Source organism: Pseudomonas sp. Kh14 (assembly GCF_900291005.1).
Classification (GTDB): Bacteria; Pseudomonadota; Gammaproteobacteria; order Pseudomonadales; family Pseudomonadaceae; genus Aquipseudomonas; species Aquipseudomonas alloputida.
This window is the reverse complement of the sequence record NZ_OLKJ01000038.1, coordinates 932,347-950,101: the sequence shown is the minus strand read 5'-3', so window position 1 is coordinate 950,101 and position 17,755 is coordinate 932,347. Positions and strand designations below refer to the sequence as shown.

The window sequence follows — 17,755 nt, the reverse complement described above, 5'->3', positions numbered from 1 at the left end:
AACCATCACCACCTGCAACGGGAGTGATGCAGTGAAAAACGCCGAAACCCCAGTGTTCAAACTGGTCCTGTTCGGGCCTGAAAGCAGCCTGGGCAATGCCCTGATGGTCGAGCTGCTGTCGCGCCAGCACGAAGTCACCGCCGTGGTCGACGACCTCAACCGCCATTCGCCGCGCCCGGGCCTGCACTTCAAGATAGGGGGGCTGGGTGATGCCCACCAGGCGGAGCAGGGCGCAGCGGGCGGCTCCGCGGTGATCGCCCTGTTACCAGCGCTGGCGCCGGGTGACCTGCCGGGGCAGGCACGCTTGAGCGAGGCGCTGGTGGCGGGGCTTGCGCGTACGACTATACGCCGGCTGCTGCTTGTGGGCGATTTCGATGTGCTGGATGAGCCGGGCAAGTACAGCGAGGTGGAACGGGAATGCGTGGCCCAGGTGGTTGATGGGTTGCAGCGCAGTGCCTTGCACTGGACGCTGATCAATGCACCGCAGGAACTGGCCGGGTTGAGCATGGAGCATTTTCGCAGTACCGAAGGCACGCTGGAGCCTGGGCTGGCTGAGCCGTTGCGGCGCTTGGCCAGGATAGCAGCGGGGATGGTGGACATGCTGGAGCTGGACTTGCACCGGGGCGAGCACCTGAACTTCGTGGTCTAGATTGCCGGGAGCTGCTGCGCAGCCCATCGCGACGCAAGGCCGCTCCCACATGGGCCGGCGTGTGCAGTGTCTTTCTGGGAGCGGCCTTGTGTCGCGATGGGCCCCAAAATCTCAAAGGCTGCGCTCCTGCTCCAACCAATCCACGAACCGCTCGATCAACGCTCCCCGCCGCTTGCGCGGTGGCAAAACTGCGTAATAGCCGCGTTCCGAGCGCAAACTCCCCTCCAGCGGCCGACACAGCAACCCTTGCTCCACCAATCCATCCACCAGGTGCGCCCAACCAATCGCCACCCCTTGCCCGGCAATCGCTGCTTGAATCAGCAAGGTATAGTTATCAAACCTCAGCTGCCCCGCCGGCGGTGGGCTGTCCACACCAAACCCACGAAATACCCCCGCCCAGTCAAACCAGCGGCTGGCCTGCTCGCCCTTCAAATGCAGCAGCGGCAATCGTTGCAAAGCCACAGCTGACAAGGCTTTGCCATGAATCAGATGCGGGCTGCACACCGGGAACACTTCCTCATCGAATAGCCAGCGGCTTTCTCCTTGGTGAAAGCGTCCATCGCCAAACAGCACCGCCACATCGATGTCCGGGCGCAACATGCCCTGGCTGCGCTCACCCGTCACCAGGCTCACATCCACCTGTGGATAAGCCTCATGAAAGCGCTGCAGCCTTGGCATCAGCCAGAACGCCGCAAAGGCAAAGTCGGTGGCGACCTGCAGCACTTCTCGCTGGCCGCGCCCGCCGGACTGGGCAATACCGTCATCCATGGCCTGCAGCCCCTGATGCACCTGTTCGAACAGCACCTGGCCAGCCTCGGTCAGCTCGATGCCCCGGTAAATGCGGTCAAACAGGCGCGTGCCCAACTGTGCCTCCAGGCGCTTCACCTGCTGGCTCACTGCCGGCTGCGTGGTACCCAACTCCAGCGCCGCAGCGGTAAAGCCACGCAGGCGCGCAGCAGCCTCGAATACGCGCAAGGTATCCAGCGACAACCCGGCAAGGTGCTCAAACATAAGCTTGGCTAATCCCAGTCATTGCCCGCCATGGGCTTTACCCATGTTATCCACAGTCGCATCTTGGTAGGCAAGCAGTTCGCATAACCCTCAACGATGGGAGCCACCATGACGCGTCCGAATATCCTGTTCATCATGGCCGACCAGATGGCCGCGCCCTTGCTGCCGATCTACGGCCCTTCGCCCATCAAGATGCCGCACCTCGGCCGCCTGGCCGAGCAAGCCGTGGTGTTCGACTCGGCCTACTGCAACAGCCCACTGTGCGCGCCATCACGCTTCACCCTGGTCAGCGGTCAGTTGCCCAGCCGCATTGGCGCCTACGACAACGCGGCCGACTTCCCTGCCGATGTGCCGACCTACGCCCATTACCTGCGTCGCCTGGGCTACCGCACCGCGCTGTCGGGCAAGATGCACTTCTGCGGCCCGGACCAGTTGCACGGCTATGAAGAACGCCTGACCAGCGACATCTACCCGGCCGACTACGGTTGGGCGGTGAACTGGGACGAACCCGATGTGCGTCCAAGCTGGTACCACAACATGTCCTCGGTGCTGCAGGCCGGTCCGTGCGTGCGCACCAATCAGCTGGATTTCGACGAGGAGGTAGTGTTCAAGGCGCGCCAGTACCTGTACGACCATGTGCGCGAAAACGATGGCCGGCCATTTTGCCTGACCGTTTCGATGACGCACCCGCACGACCCCTACACCATTGCCAAACGCTACTGGGACCGCTACGAAGGTGTGGATATCCCCATGCCCCGTGCCGAGTTCGGCCAGGCAGCACTCGACCCGCATTCGCAGCGCCTGCTGAAGGTCTACGACCTGTGGAACAAGCCACTGCCTGTGGATAAGGTCCGCGACGCCCGCCGCGCCTACTTCGGCGCGTGCAGCTATATCGATGACAACATCGGCCAATTGCTGCAGACCCTGGAGGAATGCAACCTGGCCGATGACACACTGATCGTGTTTTCCGGCGACCACGGCGACATGCTTGGCGAGCGTGGCCTCTGGTACAAAATGCACTGGTTCGAAATGTCGGCGCGGGTGCCGCTGCTGATCCATGCGCCGAAGCGCTTCGCAGCGGGCCGGGTCACTGCCTCGGTGTCGACCTGCGACCTGTTGCCAACCTTGGTCGAACTGGCTGGCGGCGCTGTGGATAAAGACCTGCAGCTGGACGGCCGCTCACTGCTGGGCCACCTGCAAGGGCAGGGCGGTCACGACGAGGTGATCGGCGAGTATATGGCCGAAGGCACCGTCGGCCCGCTGATGATGATCCGTCGCGGGCCCTACAAGTTCGTGTACAGCGAAGACGACCCATGCCTACTCTATGACCTGAGCCGCGACCCGCACGAGCGGGAGAACCTCACCGACAGCCCGGACCACCAGGTGCTGCTGCAGGCATTTGTCGATGAAGCGCAACAGCGCTGGGACATCCCCAGCCTGCGCCAGCAGGTGCTGGCCAGCCAGCGCCGCCGCCGACTGGTGGCCGAAGCGCTGGCCATCGGCAAGCTGAAAAGCTGGGATCACCAACCACTGGTGGACGCCAGCCAACAGTACATGCGCAACCACATCGATCTCGATGACCTCGAGCGCAAGGCACGTTATCCACAGCCCGCCCCCCTGGATTGAGAAGAGAGGCCGCCATGCACAAGTTCTCCGCCGCCGTGTTCGTCCTGGCCCTGAGCACCACCACGGCCCACGCCGCAGACAGCGATGCGCAATGCAGTACCGTGAAAATGGCCGACCCCGGCTGGAGTGATATTGCCTCGACCAATGCCGTGGCCCGTCTGTTACTGGAAAGCCTGGGTTACCAGGTGAAGATCGACAGCCTGGCCGTACCGATCATCTACGGTGGCCTCAAGGACGGCCAGGTCGACGCCTTCCTCGGCAACTGGATGCCCGCACATCAAGGCTTCCATGACAAGTTCATCGCCAACGGCGATGTGCAGCAGCTGTCGCGCAACCTGGAGGGAACCGAATTCACCCTCGCAGTGCCCGACTATGTGTGGAATGCCGGGGTGAAGGACTTCGCTGACCTTCAGAAACACGCCGGGCAGTTCGACAAAAAACTGTACGGAATCGGCTCCGGCGCCCCGGCCAACCTGTCGCTCAAGGCAATCATCGACAAGAATGAATTCAACCTCGGCCAGTGGAAGCTGGTTGAGTCCAGCGAGCAGGCGATGCTGGCCCAGGTCGACCGGGCGGTGAAGAAGCAGCAATTCATCACCTTCCTTGGCTGGACCCCGCACCCGATGAACGTGAAACTGAAAATGCATTACCTGACCGGTGGGGAAAAATGGTTCGGCAGCAAGGGCGAGGTATACACGCTGACCCGCAAGGGTTATCCACAAGCCTGCCCGAATGCGGCGAAGCTGCTGGGTAACCTCAAGTTCACACTGGACATGGAAAACAGCATCATGGCAGAGGTGGTAGACAAGAAGATCAGCTTCGATGAAGCGGCCAAGGCCTGGGTGAAAGCGCATCCTGAACGGTTGGACGAGTGGTTGGCCGGGGTTACCACCAAGGCCGATGGGGATGCCCTGGAGGCCGTCAAAGCCAAACTGTAATCTCACAAAGCAACACACCAACCCTGTGGGAGCGGGCGCGCCCGCGAACACCGGCAAAGCCGGTGCCAAGCAACGCGTTGGCTTTTTCGCGGGCATGCCCGCTCCCACAGGGCTTGGCGACCCCTTAAGGATTGTGGATAACCCATGCATCGCCTCTCTTTACTGCTGCCCTTCCTCACCTGGCTTCCCCGCCAATCGGGCCGCAGCCTGCGCCAGGACCTGCTGGTAGGCCTGAGCGGCGCCATCCTCGCCCTGCCGCAATCCATCGCCTACGCCCTGATCGCCGGCCTGCCCGCCGAATACGGGCTTTACGCCGCCATCGTGCCGGTACTGATCGCCTGCCTGTGGGGTTCATCCTGGTACCTGATCTGCGGCCCGACCGCTGCCATTTCCATCGTGCTCTACGCCAGCATCAGCCCGCTGGCCGTGGCCGGCAGCGCTGACTACATCACGCTGGTGTTGCTGCTGACCTTCCTCGGCGGCATTTTCCAGCTGCTGCTCGGGCTTTTGCGCTTCGGCGCGCTGGTCAACTTCGTCTCCCATTCCGTGGTGCTCGGCTTCACGCTGGGTGCCGCCATCGTCATTGCCTTGGGCCAGCTACCCAACCTGCTGGGCATGGCCCTGCCCAGCCAGTCCACAGCGCTGAAAACCGTGCAGGACCTGGCCAGCCATGCAGGCGAGGTCGACCTGCCTTCCCTGCTGCTGGGCCTGGCCACCGTAGTGATCGGCGTGGCCTTCAAACTCTGGCGCCCACGCTGGCCGAGCCTGTTGATAAGCCTGATCCTGGTCAGCTTGCTGGCCTGGCTGTTGCCGGGCTTCTTTGGCCATGTGCCGCGGGTGGCAGCGTTCACCGGGCAACTCCCGCCTTTCAGCCCGCTGCCTTTGCTGGACGTGGAGCTGATGCTGCATCTGCTGCCCAGCGCCGTGGCGGTAGGCATGCTGGGGTTGGTCACCAGCCTGTCGATTGCCCGCTCGTTATCGGCACGTTCAGAACAACTGATCAACCCGGACCAGGAAATACGCGCACAGGGCCTGTCGAACATTGCCGGTGCATTTTTCTCTGGATACCTGTCTGCCGGTTCCTTCACCCGCTCGGGCCTGAGCTACGAGGCGGGCGCCCGCTCGCCCATGGCCGGGGTGTTTTCGGCGCTGTGGGTGGCGTTGTTCGCGGTTAGCGGTGCCGGCCTGATCGCGCACCTGCCGATACCGGCCATGGCCGGCAGCATTCTGCTGATCTGCTGGGGGTTGGTGGACCACCGAGGGATCCGTGCATTGTTCCGGGTCAGCCGCTCGGAGTTTCTGGTGATGGCGCTGACGACTGCAGCAACATTGCTACTGGAGCTGCAGACGGCCATTTATGCCGGAGTGCTGGCTTCGCTGTTCTTCTATCTGAAGCGCACCTCACGACCACGGATCCAACAAAGCCGTGAAGGGGACGCGGATGTATTGCGGGTAGGTGGGTCGATTTTCTTTGGTGCGGCCCATTACCTGCAAGTGCGCTTGCAGCGCTGCCAAGGGCCGCATGTAGTGATCGATGCCCGGCAGGTGAATTTCATCGATTACTCGGGTGTGGACATGTTGCACCGCGAGGCGCGGCGGTTGCGGCGCTTGGGCGGGAGCTTGACACTGCACCGGGCCAGGCCCCAAGTGATCGAGGAATTGCAGAAGCTGGAAGGGGTGGAGTTGTGCCCGATCCGGTTTGAGGAATGAGGTTGGGATTCTGGGGCTGCTTTGCAGCCCCGGCCATCTCAGCCCCGAGCGAGTTGCCGGCGTAGTTCAGCCAACACCGGCGCCGTATCCGGCCTCACGCCACGCCAGATAAAGAAGGCCTCAGCCGCCTGCTCAGCCAGCATCCCCAACCCATCCAGTACCTTGGCAGCCCCCAGCTTGGTAGCCCACTGGCAAAACGGCGTCGGCTCTTTGCCATACATCATGTCGTAGCAAACCGTACGACCCGCCTCGACCAGGCTGTCGGCAATCGGCGGCAATTCCCCTGCCAGGCTCGCCGAGGTGGCGTTGATGATTACATCCACAGGTTCCTGCAACCAGGCAAACCCGCTGGCCACCACCGGCCCCAGTTCATCGAACTCGCGGGCCAGTTGCTCGGCCTTCTCCACGGTACGGTTGGCAACCACCAGCGACTGCGGCTTGTGCGCCAGGATAGGCTCCAGCACGCCGCGCACGGCGCCACCGGCACCGAGGATGAGAATGCGCTTGCCAGCCAGCTCGACCCCGGCATTCACCGTCAGGTCGCGCACCAGGCCAGCACCATCGGTGTTGTCGCCCTGCAGGGTGCCATCAGCCAGCTTGCTCAGCGTGTTCACTGCGCCAGCGCGCTGGGCACGCGGGGTCAGGCTGTCGCACAGGCGATAGGCCTCTTCCTTGAACGGCACGGTGACATTACCGCCACTGCCCTGCTTGAAGAAGCCGCGCGCGCAGTCGCTGAACTCGTCCAACGGCGCCAGCAGCGTGGCATATTCCAGGTCCTGACCGGTCTGCTCGGCGAACAGGCGGTGGATCAGCGGCGACTTGCTGTGGCCGATGGGGTTACCAAAAACGACGTACTGGTCCATGACGGCTCCTTGTTTATCCACAGGCTACTGGCCGAGCCAGTCGCGGTCTTGCAGGAAGTACTCTGTCAGGCGCGCTTCTTCACTGCCGGGCTCGGCCTTCCAGTCATAACCCCAACGCACCTGCGGTGGCAGCGACATGAGGATGGATTCGGTGCGGCCACCGGACTGCAGGCCAAACAGGGTGCCGCGGTCATAGACCAGGTTGAACTCCACGTACCGGCCACGGCGGTATTCCTGGAACTCGCGCTGCTGCGGGGTGTAGGGCGTGTTCTTGCGGCGCTGGACGATTGGCAGGTAGGCGTCGACGAAGGCATCGCCAATGGCGCGGATGAAGGCGAAGCAAGTGTCGAAGTCCCACTCGTTCAGGTCATCGAAGAACAAGCCGCCGATACCACGTGGCTCACCACGGTGCTTGAGGTGGAAATAGCGATCACACCAGGCTTTATAGCGTGGGTATACGTCAGCGCCAAACGGCGCGCAGGCCTGCTCGGCCACCCGGTGCCAATGAATGCAGTCTTCTTCGTTGCCATAGTATGGCGTCAGGTCAAAGCCGCCGCCAAACCACCATACGGCCTCTTCACCTTCCTTCTCGGCGATGAAGAAGCGAACGTTGGCGTGGGAAGTGGGCACATGCGGGTTGTGCGGGTGTATCACCAGCGACACGCCCAAGGCTTCGAAGCCACGGCCTGCCAGTTCGGGACGGTGGGCACTGGCCGACGGCGGCAGGCCGCTACCAAACACGTGGGAGAAGTTGACCCCGCCTTTTTCGATCACTTTGCCCTCACCGATAACCCGCGTGCGGCCCCCGCCACCGGCTTCGCGCACCCAGGCGTCCTCGACGAAGCGGGCACCGCCGTCTTCTGTTTCGAGGGCAGAGCAGATGCGGTCTTGCAGGTCGAGCAGGTAGGCTTTCACGGCCTCGGTGCGGCTAGTCATCGGGTCACCAGGAACGGGCAGGGAAGAATTCGCCGCGTAGCATACCACCGCCAGCGCGCGCGCCGCAGTTGACGACGACCAAGCAAAGGCGTCCGATAGAAGGCCTTTCCCGATCCCGACTACAGGAGTGCGAGATGGCCAAGCGTATCCAGTTCAGCCAGCATGGCGGCCCGGAAGTGCTGCAGTTTGTGGAATTCGAACCCACCCCGCCTGGGCCACAGCAGGTGCGTGTGCGTAACCATGCGATCGGCCTGAACTTCATCGATACCTACTTCCGAAGCGGGCTGTATGCGCCGCCGTCCCTGCCTTCTGGCCTGGGTACCGAAGCGGCAGGTGTGGTAGAGGCCGTGGGCGAAGGCGTGTCCCGGCTGAAGGTAGGAGACCGTGTGGCACATGCCGGCGGCCCGCTGGGCGCCTACAGCGAGGTGCATACGCTACCGGAAGCCAACCTGGTCAAGCTGCCGGACACCATCAGCTTCGAGCAGGCGGCAGCGGTGATGCTCAAGGGTTTGACCGTACAGTACCTGTTGAAGCAGACCTATGAGGTGAAGGCGGGTGATGTGATCCTGTTCCATGCCGCAGCCGGTGGTGTAGGGTCGCTGGCTTGCCAGTGGGCCAAGGCCCTGGGCGCCAAGCTGATCGGCACCGTGAGCTCTGCCGAGAAGGCAGAGCGGGCCAAGGCGCTGGGGGCTTGGGCGACCATCGACTACAGCCGTGAAGATGTGGTCAAGCGCGTACTGGAGCTGACCGACGGCAAGAAATGCCCGGTGGTGTATGACGGCGTGGGTGCCGACACCTGGCTGACCTCGCTGGACTGCCTGCGCCCGCGTGGGTTGATGGTGAGCTTTGGCAACGCTTCCGGTGCGGTGAGCGGGGTGAACCTGGGGATCCTGGCGCAGAAGGGCTCGCTGTATGTCACCCGGCCGACCTTGGCCACCTATGCCAACAATGCCGAGAACACCCAGGCCATGGCCGATGACCTGTTTGCGATGATTGCGAGCGGGAAGCTGGTTGTGGATATCCAGCAGCGGTATCCACTGAGCGAGGCGGCCAAGGCGCAGGCAGAGCTGTCGGCGCGGCGGACTGTAGGATCGACTGTACTAATCCCCTGAGCCACACACATTCCCTGTAGGAGCGGGTTTACCCGCGAAGAAGCCACCGCGATGGATGGCACCGGCTTTGCCGGTGTTCGCGGGCAAGCCCGCTCCCACAGGTACTGCGTCGGCCTCGATAGCTTCGCTATGCCTGTGAGGGTCGGTTTGTCGGCGGTGGAGTCGACTCGATGCCATCGAGTATCGCCTCGATCACACCCTCTGCCATTTCAATCGCATGCAGGTTCGACCAGAACATGCCACGGCCTTCTTCACGCATGTAGTCCAAAGCTTTGTAGCCGGTTTCGTAAGCGCTGCGCAGGTACAGGGCTACGTGGACCAGAGCGTCCTCGGCAGAAATGTTTGGGTTGACGGTGAAGAGTGGATCGTGGCCGGCATCGCAGCGGCCGAAGGGGCGGGTGGAGGTGCATTGGAGAGGTGGATCGGGGACTATTTTCTTCATCATTGGAAAATGCTCCTCAAGGCCGCCAACCTTCACTACCACGTGAATGGGTGGCGACTGTACGCGAGGTGGTAGACCCGGGCATTTTCCAATCCAGGCAGGCTCGAAAGCCTCCCACGCACAGCCACCATAGACTGTCATGGAAAAAATGCATCCGGGCTACCACACCCGATCGCCAAGTTATTCGGCGACGGATAGAGCCTAGAGGCAGAGGTTCCCACTTAGAAGGTGATGGAAGGAGACGCGGGTCGTAGGATATTTCCCAATCCTCAAACCGGACAACCATTCGAGACAAAATCAGAAAAATCTCCGGTGGCTAGGCCCGAACCTGTGGGAGCGGGCATGCCCGCGAACACGGGCGAAGCCCGTGCCAGGCACCGGGTTGTATTCTTCGCGGGCGCGCCCGCTCCCACAGGGGCCCGAGTCCCGAGCCAGGCCTGTGGATAGGTATCAACCCGGGCGAACGACTTCGCCGGTTGCCAGGTCGCGAATCACACTCGGGTTTTTCCGCCCCCCCAGCGCGCCGCCAAGCACCAGGTCCAACTGGCCGTGGAAGTATTGCTCCACCCGCAACCGGGTCTTCGCCGCCGGGCGCCCGCCGGGGTTGCACGAGGTGGAAATCAGCGGCCCCACCAGCGCGCACAGTTCACGCACCACCGGGTGATCACTGACCCGCAGCGCCACCGTGTCATGCTGCCCAGTCACCCACTCGGGCAACAGGTCCTGGTGCGGCACCAGCCAGGTGTTCGGCCCCGGCCAGGTGCTGCCCATACGGTCGATCCAGTCCTCGGGGAAGTCCTCGAACAGGAAGTCGAACTGACGGATATTGTCAGCGACCAGAATCAGCCCTTTATCCACAGGGCGCGACTTCAGCGCCAGCAGGCGATACACCGCGTCCTCGTTCCATGGGTCGCAGCCCAGGCCCCAGACCGCTTCCGTCGGGTAGGCGATCACCGCGCCCGCCCGGATCTCACGTGCGGCTTGTTGCACACGAAAACTGCTCACCATTGCTGTTTCTCCGCCTGAATACCTTGCTTGTGCGCAGTGTACTTAGCCCGCGCGGGCAAACCAACGCCCGGCTTCATTGCTGACCCGGCCTTCCAGCTCCAGCTCGGTCAACTGCGCCAGCACGTCGGCCAGCGGCTGCTCGCTGCAGTGGGCCAGGCTTTCACTGGTCTGGGGTGCGGCATGCAGAAGGGCGAGCAGGGGGTGGTCGAATCTGTCCATAACCGCAGGCGGCAGGTTCTGCCAACCCTGCAAGCTTTCCAGGATCTGCTCCACCGTTTCCACCAGCAGCGCCCCATCACGAATCAGCTGGTGACAGCCCTTGGCCCCTGGGTGATGAATGGAGCCCGGAATGGCGTACACCTCGCGGCCTTGTTCCGCCGCCAGACGCGCCGTGATCAGCGAGCCGCTGGCGAGGCTCGCCTCGACCACCAGCACACCGAGCGACAGCCCACTGATGATGCGGTTGCGCCGGGGGAAGTTGCCGGGCAGCGGCCCGGCATCCAGGGGATACTCGGAAACCAGCGCGCTGCCGTTGTCGATCATCGCCTGCGCAAGGTCCCGATGGCGCTGTGGATAAAGTTTTTGCAACCCCGTACCGAGCACGGCAATCGTGCCGCCGCCAGCCTGCAACGCGGCCCGATGAGCGGCACCGTCGACACCTACCGCCAGCCCGCTGGTAATGGTGAAACCGGCCTGCGCGAGGTAGCGGGAAAATGCCCGGGCGGTGTCGAGCGCCGGAGGTGTGGCACGTCTGCTGCCCACGATGGCCAACTGAGGACGATCGAGCAAGGCAGGTTCGCCAGCGACAAAAAGCAGGGGTGGGGCATCGTCGATTTCTGCCAGCAAGGCTGGGTAGCCTGGGCCGTCCCACATCAGCAAATGCTGGCCAGGGCGCTCCAGCCAAGCCCTTGCGGCCAGTGCGCCATCGCGTACCTCGGCACTGCGCCGGGCATCGATGGTGGCTTGGGGAATGCCCAACGCTCGCCAGGCCGAAGCGGGAGCACTGAGCGCGGAGGAGGCACTGCCGAAGGCTTCGAGCAACGTTCGAAAGCGTCGCAGTCCAGCCTCAGGGAGGCGATGCAGGCGTAAGCGTGCCTCCAGTTCGGCAGGCGGGCAGGGCGACGAATGGTGACTGGGCATTGAGATCATCCTTGATCGAAACAGGGCCATTTACGTGGTACAAACTGTGGATAACTCTGTGAGTAACACTTTGAAAAGCTGTCCATTGATTGGGGGCTATCAAGCCCATAGTCACCCTAGACGAGCTTGCCAGGTGCCGAAATCCCCGTTTCCCTTTATTATGTGTGCTCAGTTTTCAACCGAACGCACAGTGACTGCCTGACCTTATGGCCATCTTGAACATTCTCGAATTCCCGGACCCGCGCCTGCGCACCCTCGCCAAACCGGTGACGGAGTTCGACGACGCCCTGCGTCAGCTGATCGACGACATGTTTGAAACCATGTACGAAGCCCCTGGCATCGGCCTGGCCGCTACCCAGGTGAACGTGCACAAACAGGTTGTGGTCATGGACCTCAGCGAAGACCGCAGCGAACCGCGCGTCTTCATCAACCCGTCGGTCGAAGAGCTGACCCATGACATGGGCCAGTACCAGGAAGGCTGCCTGTCGGTACCGGGCTTCTACGAGAACGTCGACCGCCCGCTGCGTGTCCGGGTCAAGGCCCAGGACCGCGACGGCAAGCCGTTCGAACTGGAATGCGAAGGCCTGCTGGCGGTGTGCGTCCAGCACGAATTCGATCACCTCAACGGCAAGCTGTTCGTCGACTACCTGTCGCAGCTCAAGCGCGACCGGATCAAGAAGAAGCTGGAAAAGCAGCACCGCCAGCAAGCCTGATCCCCACCTTCCTGAAGGCTTGCTCCGGCAAGCCTTTTTCTTTTTTGAAGCGAGAACTCCATGCGCATCGTCTTTGCAGGCACTCCAGAGTTTGCCGCCGAACACCTCAAGGCCCTGCTCGACAGCCCCTACGAGATCGTGGCCGTCTACACCCAGCCCGACCGCCCGGCCGGCCGTGGCCAGAAGCTGATGCCAAGTGCGGTCAAGGCACTGGCCGTGGCCCATGACATCCCGGTGTTCCAGCCGCAGACCCTGCGCAACGCCGATGCCCAGGCCGAACTGGCCGCACTGAAACCAGACCTGATGGTAGTGGTCGCCTACGGCCTGATCCTGCCGCAAGTGGTGCTGGATATCCCGAGCCTGGGCTGCATCAACAGCCACGCCTCCCTGCTGCCACGCTGGCGCGGTGCCGCGCCGATCCAGCGCGCCGTGGAAGCTGGCGACGCCGAAAGCGGCGTGACCGTCATGCGCATGGAAGCAGGTCTGGACACCGGCCCGATGCTGCTCAAGGTAGTCACCCCGATCAGCGCCGACGACACCGGCGGCACCTTGCACGATCGCCTGGCCAAAATGGGCCCGCCCGCAGTCGTTCGGGCCATCGCCGGCCTGGCTGACGGTTCGCTGCAAGGCGAAATACAGGACGATGCCCTGGCCACCTACGCGCACAAACTGAACAAGGACGAAGCGCGTATCGACTGGACCCGCCCGGCTGTCGAGCTGGAACGCCTGATCCGCGCCTTCAACCCATGGCCGGTGTGTCACAGCACTCTGGATGGTGAAAGCGTCAAGGTGCTGGCCGCCAACCTGTCCACAGGCCAAGGCGCCCCAGGCGAGATACTTTCCGCCAGCAAGGACGGCCTCGTAGTTGCTTGCGGTGACCAAGCCCTGAGCCTGACCCGCCTGCAACTGCCTGGCGGCAAGGCATTGAGCTTCAGTGACCTGTTCAACAGCCGCCGCGAGAAGTTCGCCGCTGGCAAGGTGCTGGGCCAATGAACCCACGCCTCGCCGCCGCCCGTGCGCTGGCCGCTGTGCTCAGCGGCAAGGCTTCGCTGAACAGCTCGCTGCCGGCGCAACTGGACAAGGTAGATGAACGCGACCGCGGCCTGACCCAGGACCTGGCGTTCGGCACCGCACGTTGGCAGCCACGCCTCGACCTGCTGGCCGCACAGCTGCTGCAAAAGCCCTTCAAGGCAGCCGATGCCGATGTTCAGGCGCTGCTGCTGGTCGGCCTGTACCAGCTGTTCTACACCCGCATTCCGGCACATGCCGCCATCGGCGAGACCGTGGGCTGTGCCGACAAACTGAAGAAGCCGTGGGCCAAGGGCCTGCTCAATGCCGTACTGCGCCGTGCCCAGCGCGAAGGCGAGGAACTGCTCGCCGGCATGGAGCGCGACCCGGTGGTGCGTACCGCCCACCCGCGCTGGCTGCAGAAGGCGCTGAAAGCCTTCTGGCCAGAGCAGTGGGAAGCCATCTGCGCCGCCAACAATGCCCACCCTCCGATGATTCTGCGGGTCAACCGCCGTCACCATAGCCGCGATGCCTACCTGGCACTGCTGGCCGAAGCCGGCATTGGCGCCAGCGCATGCCAGTACAGCCGGGATGGCATCGTGCTGGCCGAAGCCTGCGACGTGCGCGGCCTGCCAGGCTTCGCCGAAGGCTGGGTGAGCGTGCAGGACGAAGCTGCGCAGCTATCTGCCGACCTGCTGGAACTGGCCCCCGGCCAACGCGTGCTCGATGCTTGCTGCGCACCGGGCGGCAAAACCTGCCACCTGCTGGAGGCCGAGGCTGGCCTGGCCCACATGGTGGCCATCGACCTCGAAGCCAAGCGCCTGACCCGCGTGCGAGAAAACCTCGACCGCCTGCAGCTGGACGCCGAGCTGATCGCCTGCGATGCCCGCGACACTGCCAGCTGGTGGGACGGCAAGCCATTCCAGCGCATTCTGCTCGACGCGCCGTGCTCGGCCACCGGCGTGATTCGCCGCCACCCGGACATCAAGCTGACCCGCCAAGCCGATGACATCCCGGCTTTGGCCACGCTGCAAGGCGAGTTGCTCGATGCCCTGTGGCCGACCTTGGAAGTGGGCGGCATGCTGCTATACGCCACCTGCTCCAGCTTGCCAACCGAAAACACTGAAGTGATCAAAGCCTTCCTCGCCCGCACCCCGGGCGCCCGTGAGCTGGACCTGGCGACCGAAGCCGGCCTGCGCCAGCCCCACGGCCGTCAGTTGCTGGCCCAGGAAGGCGGCCACGACGGTTTCTACTATGCCAAGCTGATCAAGATCGCCGCCTCGCGCGGATAAGAACAAAGGATAGGGAGTAGCGCATGAAGATCATCATCCTCGGCGCAGGGCAGGTAGGCGGTACGCTGGCTGAACACCTGGCCAGCGAAGCCAACGACATTACCGTGGTCGACACCGACGGCGACCGCCTGCGCGACCTCGGCGACCGCCTGGACATCCGCACCGTCCAGGGCCGTGGCTCACTGCCGACGGTACTGCGTCAGGCCGGTGCCGACGACGCCGACATGCTGGTGGCAGTAACCAACAGTGACGAGACCAACATGGTTGCCTGCCAGGTGGCCTATTCGCTGTTCCATACCCCGACCAAGATTGCACGGGTGCGCGAATCGTCCTACCTGACCCGCGAAGAGCTGTTCGACAACGACCATATCCCGGTCGACGTTCTGATCAGCCCCGAGCAGGTGGTGACCAATTACATCAAGCGCCTGATCGAACACCCAGGCTCGCTGCAGGTGATCGATTTCGCCGAGGGCAAGGCCCAGCTCGTGGCAGTGAAGGCCTACTATGGCGGCCCGCTGGTCGGCCAGCAATTGCGCCAGATCCGTGCGCATATGCCCAACGTCGACACCCGCGTGGCGGCCATCTTCCGCCGTGATCGGCCGATCACCCCGCGTGGCGACACGGTGATCGAAGCCGACGACGAGGTGTTCTTCATTGCCGCGAAGAAGGATATCCGCGCCGTGATGGGCGAACTGCGCCGCATCGACGAAACCAATAAACGCATTGTCATCGCCGGCGGCGGGCAGATCGGCGAGCGCCTGGCGGAGGCCATCGAAAGCCGATATCAGGTGAAGATCATCGAGATGAGCCCGGCGCGTTGCCGGCACCTCTCCGATACCCTCGAAAGCACTGTGGTGCTGCAGGGCAGCGCCTCGGACAAAGACCTGATGCTCGAAGAGAACATCGCCGACGCCGATATTTTCCTGGCCCTGACCAACGATGACGAAGCCAACATCATGTCGTCCTTGCTGGCCAAGCGCCTGGGCGCAGGCAAGGTGATGACCATCATCAACAACCCGGCTTATGTCGACCTGGTGCAGGGCGGCGATATCGACATTGCCATCAGCCCGCAGCTCGCCACCATCGGCACCCTGCTGGCGCACGTGCGCCGGGGCGACATTGTCAGCGTGCACTCGCTGCGCCGCGGTGCGGCCGAAGCGATCGAGGCGGTGGCACATGGCGATTCGAAGTCGAGCAAGGTGGTCGGCAAGGCGATCGAGAACATTGCCCTGCCACCGGGAACCACCATCGGCGCGATCATCCGTGACGAAGAGGTGATGATTGCCCACGACGACACCGTGATCGAATCGGGTGACCATGTAATCCTGTTCGTTGTGGATAAAAAGCACATTCGTGATGTGGAGAAGCTATTCCACGTCGGCTTGAGTTTCTTCTAGGAGAAGAGGGCATGCGCGAGTCGCTGGAGAAGATGCTGGCCAAGGGTGTGGATAACCCACTGCTGAGGTTTGGTCTGGGCAAGGCTTGGCTGGATGAAGGCAACGGCGCTGAAGCGGCGGTACACCTGGCGCGCTGTGTAGAGCAGGATCCGAAATACTCGGCAGCGTGGAAGCTTCTGGGCAAGGCCTATCAGTTGCAGGGTGACCTGGCGGCGGCGCGCAAGGCGTGGGAAGACGGGATCGTGGCGGCGCAGGCCCATGGCGACAAGCAAGCCGAGAAAGAGATGACCGTATTCCTGAAGAAGCTCAACAAAGCAGCGGGTTGACGCGGCCCCTGTAGGAGCGGGTTTACCCGCGAATGCGTCGGTGAATCCAACATCGCATTCGCGGGTAAACCCGCTCCTACCAGAGGGCGATGAATGGCTTAATACCAGCGCGGCTCACCAGCCGGGCGCTTCTTGAAGCGCTTCATGCTCCACATGTACTGGCTCGGGTACTCGCGTACATAACGCTCGACCACTTTGCTCATCGCCGCCGCCGACACATTCACATCGGTGCTGTACATCTCTTCCGGCGCAGCTTCGAGGAACACCTTGAAGCCCGAGCCATCCGGCAACCGCAGCGCATGCAGGAACACACCCACCGCCTTGCCACCGGCCAGCATGTTCGGCACGAACTTGCTGGTCAGCGCCTGGGTGCCGAGGAACGGCACGAACACGCCCGCCGATTCCGCCGGCTCCGGGTCGGCAGGAATACCCACCTGGCCACCACGGCGCACTTCCTTGATCACGCTGAGGATGCCTTCCTTGGTCGACGGTGCCACGCGATTGCCCATCTGCACGCGCTGCTCGCGCAGCAGGTCATCCACCGCCTTCAGCTTCGGCGGGCGGTAGAAGATGATCGGTTTGCACTGGTTGCAGTAGAAGTGGTTCAGCACTTCCCAGTTGCCCAGGTGGCTGGTGATGCCGACCACGCCTTTACCCGAGGCCAGGGCCTGCTCCAGCACTTCCAGGCCATGCACTTCCTTGACCAGCTCCAGCGAGCGTTGCGGCGGCCAGATCCAGGCACAGGCACTTTCGACAAAGGATTTACCGATATCCCGCAGCGCCTGGCCCACCAGTTGCTCACGGGCAACCGGGTCCATCTCCGGGAAGCATTTGGCCAGGTTGATCCGTACCACGTTGCGCGAACTGTTGGGGATTTTCCACATCAGCCAGCCAATACCGGCGCCGACACGCTGCACAGCGCCCCAGGGCAGCTTGGCAAACAGGCGCAGCACCCCGACCATCAGGGCGCCCTTGAACTTTTCCACAGGCGAATTCCTTATTTCAGCAAGGCGCGCATTGTAACCCCTCAGCGCAACAAGGCGGCGTAGCGATCGCAGTCGGTGGTGTGGTCCATGACCATGCCGGTGGCCTGCATGAAGGCGTAGCAGATGGTCGGACCGACGAACGTGAAGCCAGCTTTCTGCAGGGCCTTGCTCATTGCCTTGGCTTCATCGGTGACCGCCGGCACATCGCTGCGCTGCTTGAAGTGGTTGATCTTCGGCGAGCCGCCGATGAACGACCACAGCCATTCGGCAGGGTTATCCACAGCCAGCCAGGCCTGGGCATTGCGCCGTGCAGCCTTGAGCTTGAGGCGATTGCGGATGATGCCTGCATCCTGCATCAATTCTTCGATGCGTTCGTCGCTCATGGCCGCCAGCTTTACCGGGTCGAAGCCGTACATCACCTGACGATAACGCTCGCGTTTGCGCAAAACGGTAATCCACGAAAGCCCCGCCTGGAACCCTTCGAGCAAAAGCATCTCGAAGAGCAACGCCGGGTCGCGCTGTGGCATTCCCCATTCCTGGTCGTGGTAGGCCTGGTACAACGGATCGTCGGTACACCAAAAGCAGCGTGGCATAAGGC

General features: G+C 63.0%; 18 protein-coding genes. 10 read left to right on the top strand and 8 right to left on the bottom strand.

The window, feature by feature from the left end:
• Positions 1-31 precede the first annotated feature (31 nt).
• Complete coding sequence (locus FQ668_RS26790) at positions 32-649, top strand: NAD(P)-dependent oxidoreductase (protein WP_014589227.1); 618 nt, start codon at positions 32-34, stop codon at positions 647-649.
• Between the two features lie 111 nt (positions 650-760).
• Here FQ668_RS26790 and FQ668_RS26785 read toward each other — a convergent pair whose 3' ends face one another.
• Positions 761-1,660: a LysR family transcriptional regulator gene (locus FQ668_RS26785; protein WP_014589226.1), complete on the bottom strand. Its 900-nt coding sequence runs from the start codon at positions 1,658-1,660 to the stop codon at positions 761-763.
• 108 nt (positions 1,661-1,768) lie between these two features.
• Between FQ668_RS26785 and betC the strand changes: the two genes are divergently transcribed.
• The 3 genes from betC (at position 1,769) to FQ668_RS26765 (ending at position 5,934) form a co-directional block, all read left to right on the top strand.
• The gene (gene betC / locus FQ668_RS26780) at positions 1,769-3,286 is read left to right on the top strand and encodes a choline-sulfatase (protein WP_019436836.1); all 1,518 of its coding nucleotides are present in this window, start codon (positions 1,769-1,771) and stop codon (positions 3,284-3,286) included.
• A gap of 14 nt (positions 3,287-3,300) precedes the next feature.
• Positions 3,301-4,224, top strand: a complete 924-nt coding sequence (choX, locus tag FQ668_RS26775) for a choline ABC transporter substrate-binding protein (protein ID WP_019436835.1) — start codon at positions 3,301-3,303, stop codon at positions 4,222-4,224.
• A 144-nt stretch (positions 4,225-4,368) separates the two neighbouring features.
• On the top strand, positions 4,369-5,934 hold the full coding sequence (locus FQ668_RS26765; RefSeq protein ID WP_014589223.1) for a SulP family inorganic anion transporter: 1,566 nt from the start codon (positions 4,369-4,371) through the stop codon (positions 5,932-5,934).
• A gap of 38 nt (positions 5,935-5,972) precedes the next feature.
• Here the strand turns inward: FQ668_RS26765 and aroE are convergent, their stop codons facing one another.
• Both aroE and hemF read right to left on the bottom strand, forming a co-directional pair.
• Positions 5,973-6,797 carry a shikimate dehydrogenase gene (gene aroE, locus FQ668_RS26760; RefSeq protein ID WP_014589222.1) on the bottom strand — a complete coding sequence of 275 codons (825 nt, stop codon included), beginning with the start codon at positions 6,795-6,797 and terminating at the stop codon, positions 5,973-5,975.
• A gap of 24 nt (positions 6,798-6,821) precedes the next feature.
• Positions 6,822-7,733: an oxygen-dependent coproporphyrinogen oxidase gene (gene hemF, locus FQ668_RS26755; RefSeq protein WP_014589221.1), complete on the bottom strand. Its 912-nt coding sequence runs from the start codon at positions 7,731-7,733 to the stop codon at positions 6,822-6,824.
• A gap of 134 nt (positions 7,734-7,867) precedes the next feature.
• On the opposite strand from hemF, the gene FQ668_RS26750 reads away from it, so the two are divergent.
• Positions 7,868-8,845, top strand: coding sequence for an NADPH:quinone reductase (locus FQ668_RS26750; RefSeq protein WP_014589220.1), 978 nt, complete (start codon positions 7,868-7,870; stop codon positions 8,843-8,845).
• Positions 8,846-8,972: 127 nt separating this feature from the next.
• On the opposite strand, the gene FQ668_RS26745 is transcribed toward FQ668_RS26750, so the two are convergent.
• From FQ668_RS26745 to dprA, 3 genes are all read right to left on the bottom strand, one after another.
• Positions 8,973-9,290 (bottom strand): hypothetical protein, encoded by a 318-nt coding sequence (locus tag FQ668_RS26745; protein WP_014589219.1) that lies wholly within the window; start codon positions 9,288-9,290, stop codon positions 8,973-8,975.
• 447 nt (positions 9,291-9,737) lie between these two features.
• The gene (locus tag FQ668_RS26735) at positions 9,738-10,295 is read right to left on the bottom strand and encodes an L-threonylcarbamoyladenylate synthase (RefSeq protein ID WP_014589218.1); all 558 of its coding nucleotides are present in this window, start codon (positions 10,293-10,295) and stop codon (positions 9,738-9,740) included.
• 42 nt (positions 10,296-10,337) lie between these two features.
• Positions 10,338-11,435, bottom strand: coding sequence for a DNA-processing protein DprA (gene dprA / locus FQ668_RS26730; protein ID WP_053867746.1), 1,098 nt, complete (start codon positions 11,433-11,435; stop codon positions 10,338-10,340).
• A 206-nt stretch (positions 11,436-11,641) separates the two neighbouring features.
• Here dprA and def point away from each other — a divergent pair, with 206 nt between their 5' ends.
• The 5 genes from def to FQ668_RS26705 are packed head-to-tail and all read left to right on the top strand — an operon-like array spanning position 11,642 to position 16,171.
• Entirely contained in the window at positions 11,642-12,148 is a 507-nt protein-coding gene (gene def, locus FQ668_RS26725; RefSeq protein ID WP_003253111.1) for a peptide deformylase, read from the top strand.
• A 60-nt stretch (positions 12,149-12,208) separates the two neighbouring features.
• Positions 12,209-13,141, top strand: coding sequence for a methionyl-tRNA formyltransferase (fmt, locus tag FQ668_RS26720; RefSeq protein WP_014589216.1), 933 nt, complete (start codon positions 12,209-12,211; stop codon positions 13,139-13,141).
• Complete coding sequence (rsmB, locus tag FQ668_RS26715) at positions 13,138-14,448, top strand: 16S rRNA (cytosine(967)-C(5))-methyltransferase RsmB (protein WP_003253115.1); 1,311 nt, start codon at positions 13,138-13,140, stop codon at positions 14,446-14,448. Before fmt ends, rsmB begins: the two co-directional genes overlap by 4 nt.
• Positions 14,449-14,471: 23 nt before the next feature.
• Positions 14,472-15,845, top strand: coding sequence for a Trk system potassium transporter TrkA (gene trkA, locus FQ668_RS26710; protein WP_003253117.1), 1,374 nt, complete (start codon positions 14,472-14,474; stop codon positions 15,843-15,845).
• Positions 15,846-15,856: 11 nt separating this feature from the next.
• The gene (locus FQ668_RS26705; RefSeq protein WP_014589214.1) at positions 15,857-16,171 is read left to right on the top strand and encodes a tetratricopeptide repeat protein; all 315 of its coding nucleotides are present in this window, start codon (positions 15,857-15,859) and stop codon (positions 16,169-16,171) included.
• A gap of 98 nt (positions 16,172-16,269) precedes the next feature.
• Here FQ668_RS26705 and FQ668_RS26700 read toward each other — a convergent pair whose 3' ends face one another.
• Together FQ668_RS26700 and FQ668_RS26695 are read right to left on the bottom strand one after the other, a co-directional pair.
• Positions 16,270-17,157 carry a lysophospholipid acyltransferase gene (locus FQ668_RS26700; RefSeq protein WP_003253121.1) on the bottom strand — a complete coding sequence of 296 codons (888 nt, stop codon included), beginning with the start codon at positions 17,155-17,157 and terminating at the stop codon, positions 16,270-16,272.
• A 41-nt stretch (positions 17,158-17,198) separates the two neighbouring features.
• Complete coding sequence (locus tag FQ668_RS26695) at positions 17,199-17,750, bottom strand: DNA-3-methyladenine glycosylase I (protein WP_019438059.1); 552 nt, start codon at positions 17,748-17,750, stop codon at positions 17,199-17,201.
• Positions 17,751-17,755: the final 5 nt, after the last annotated feature.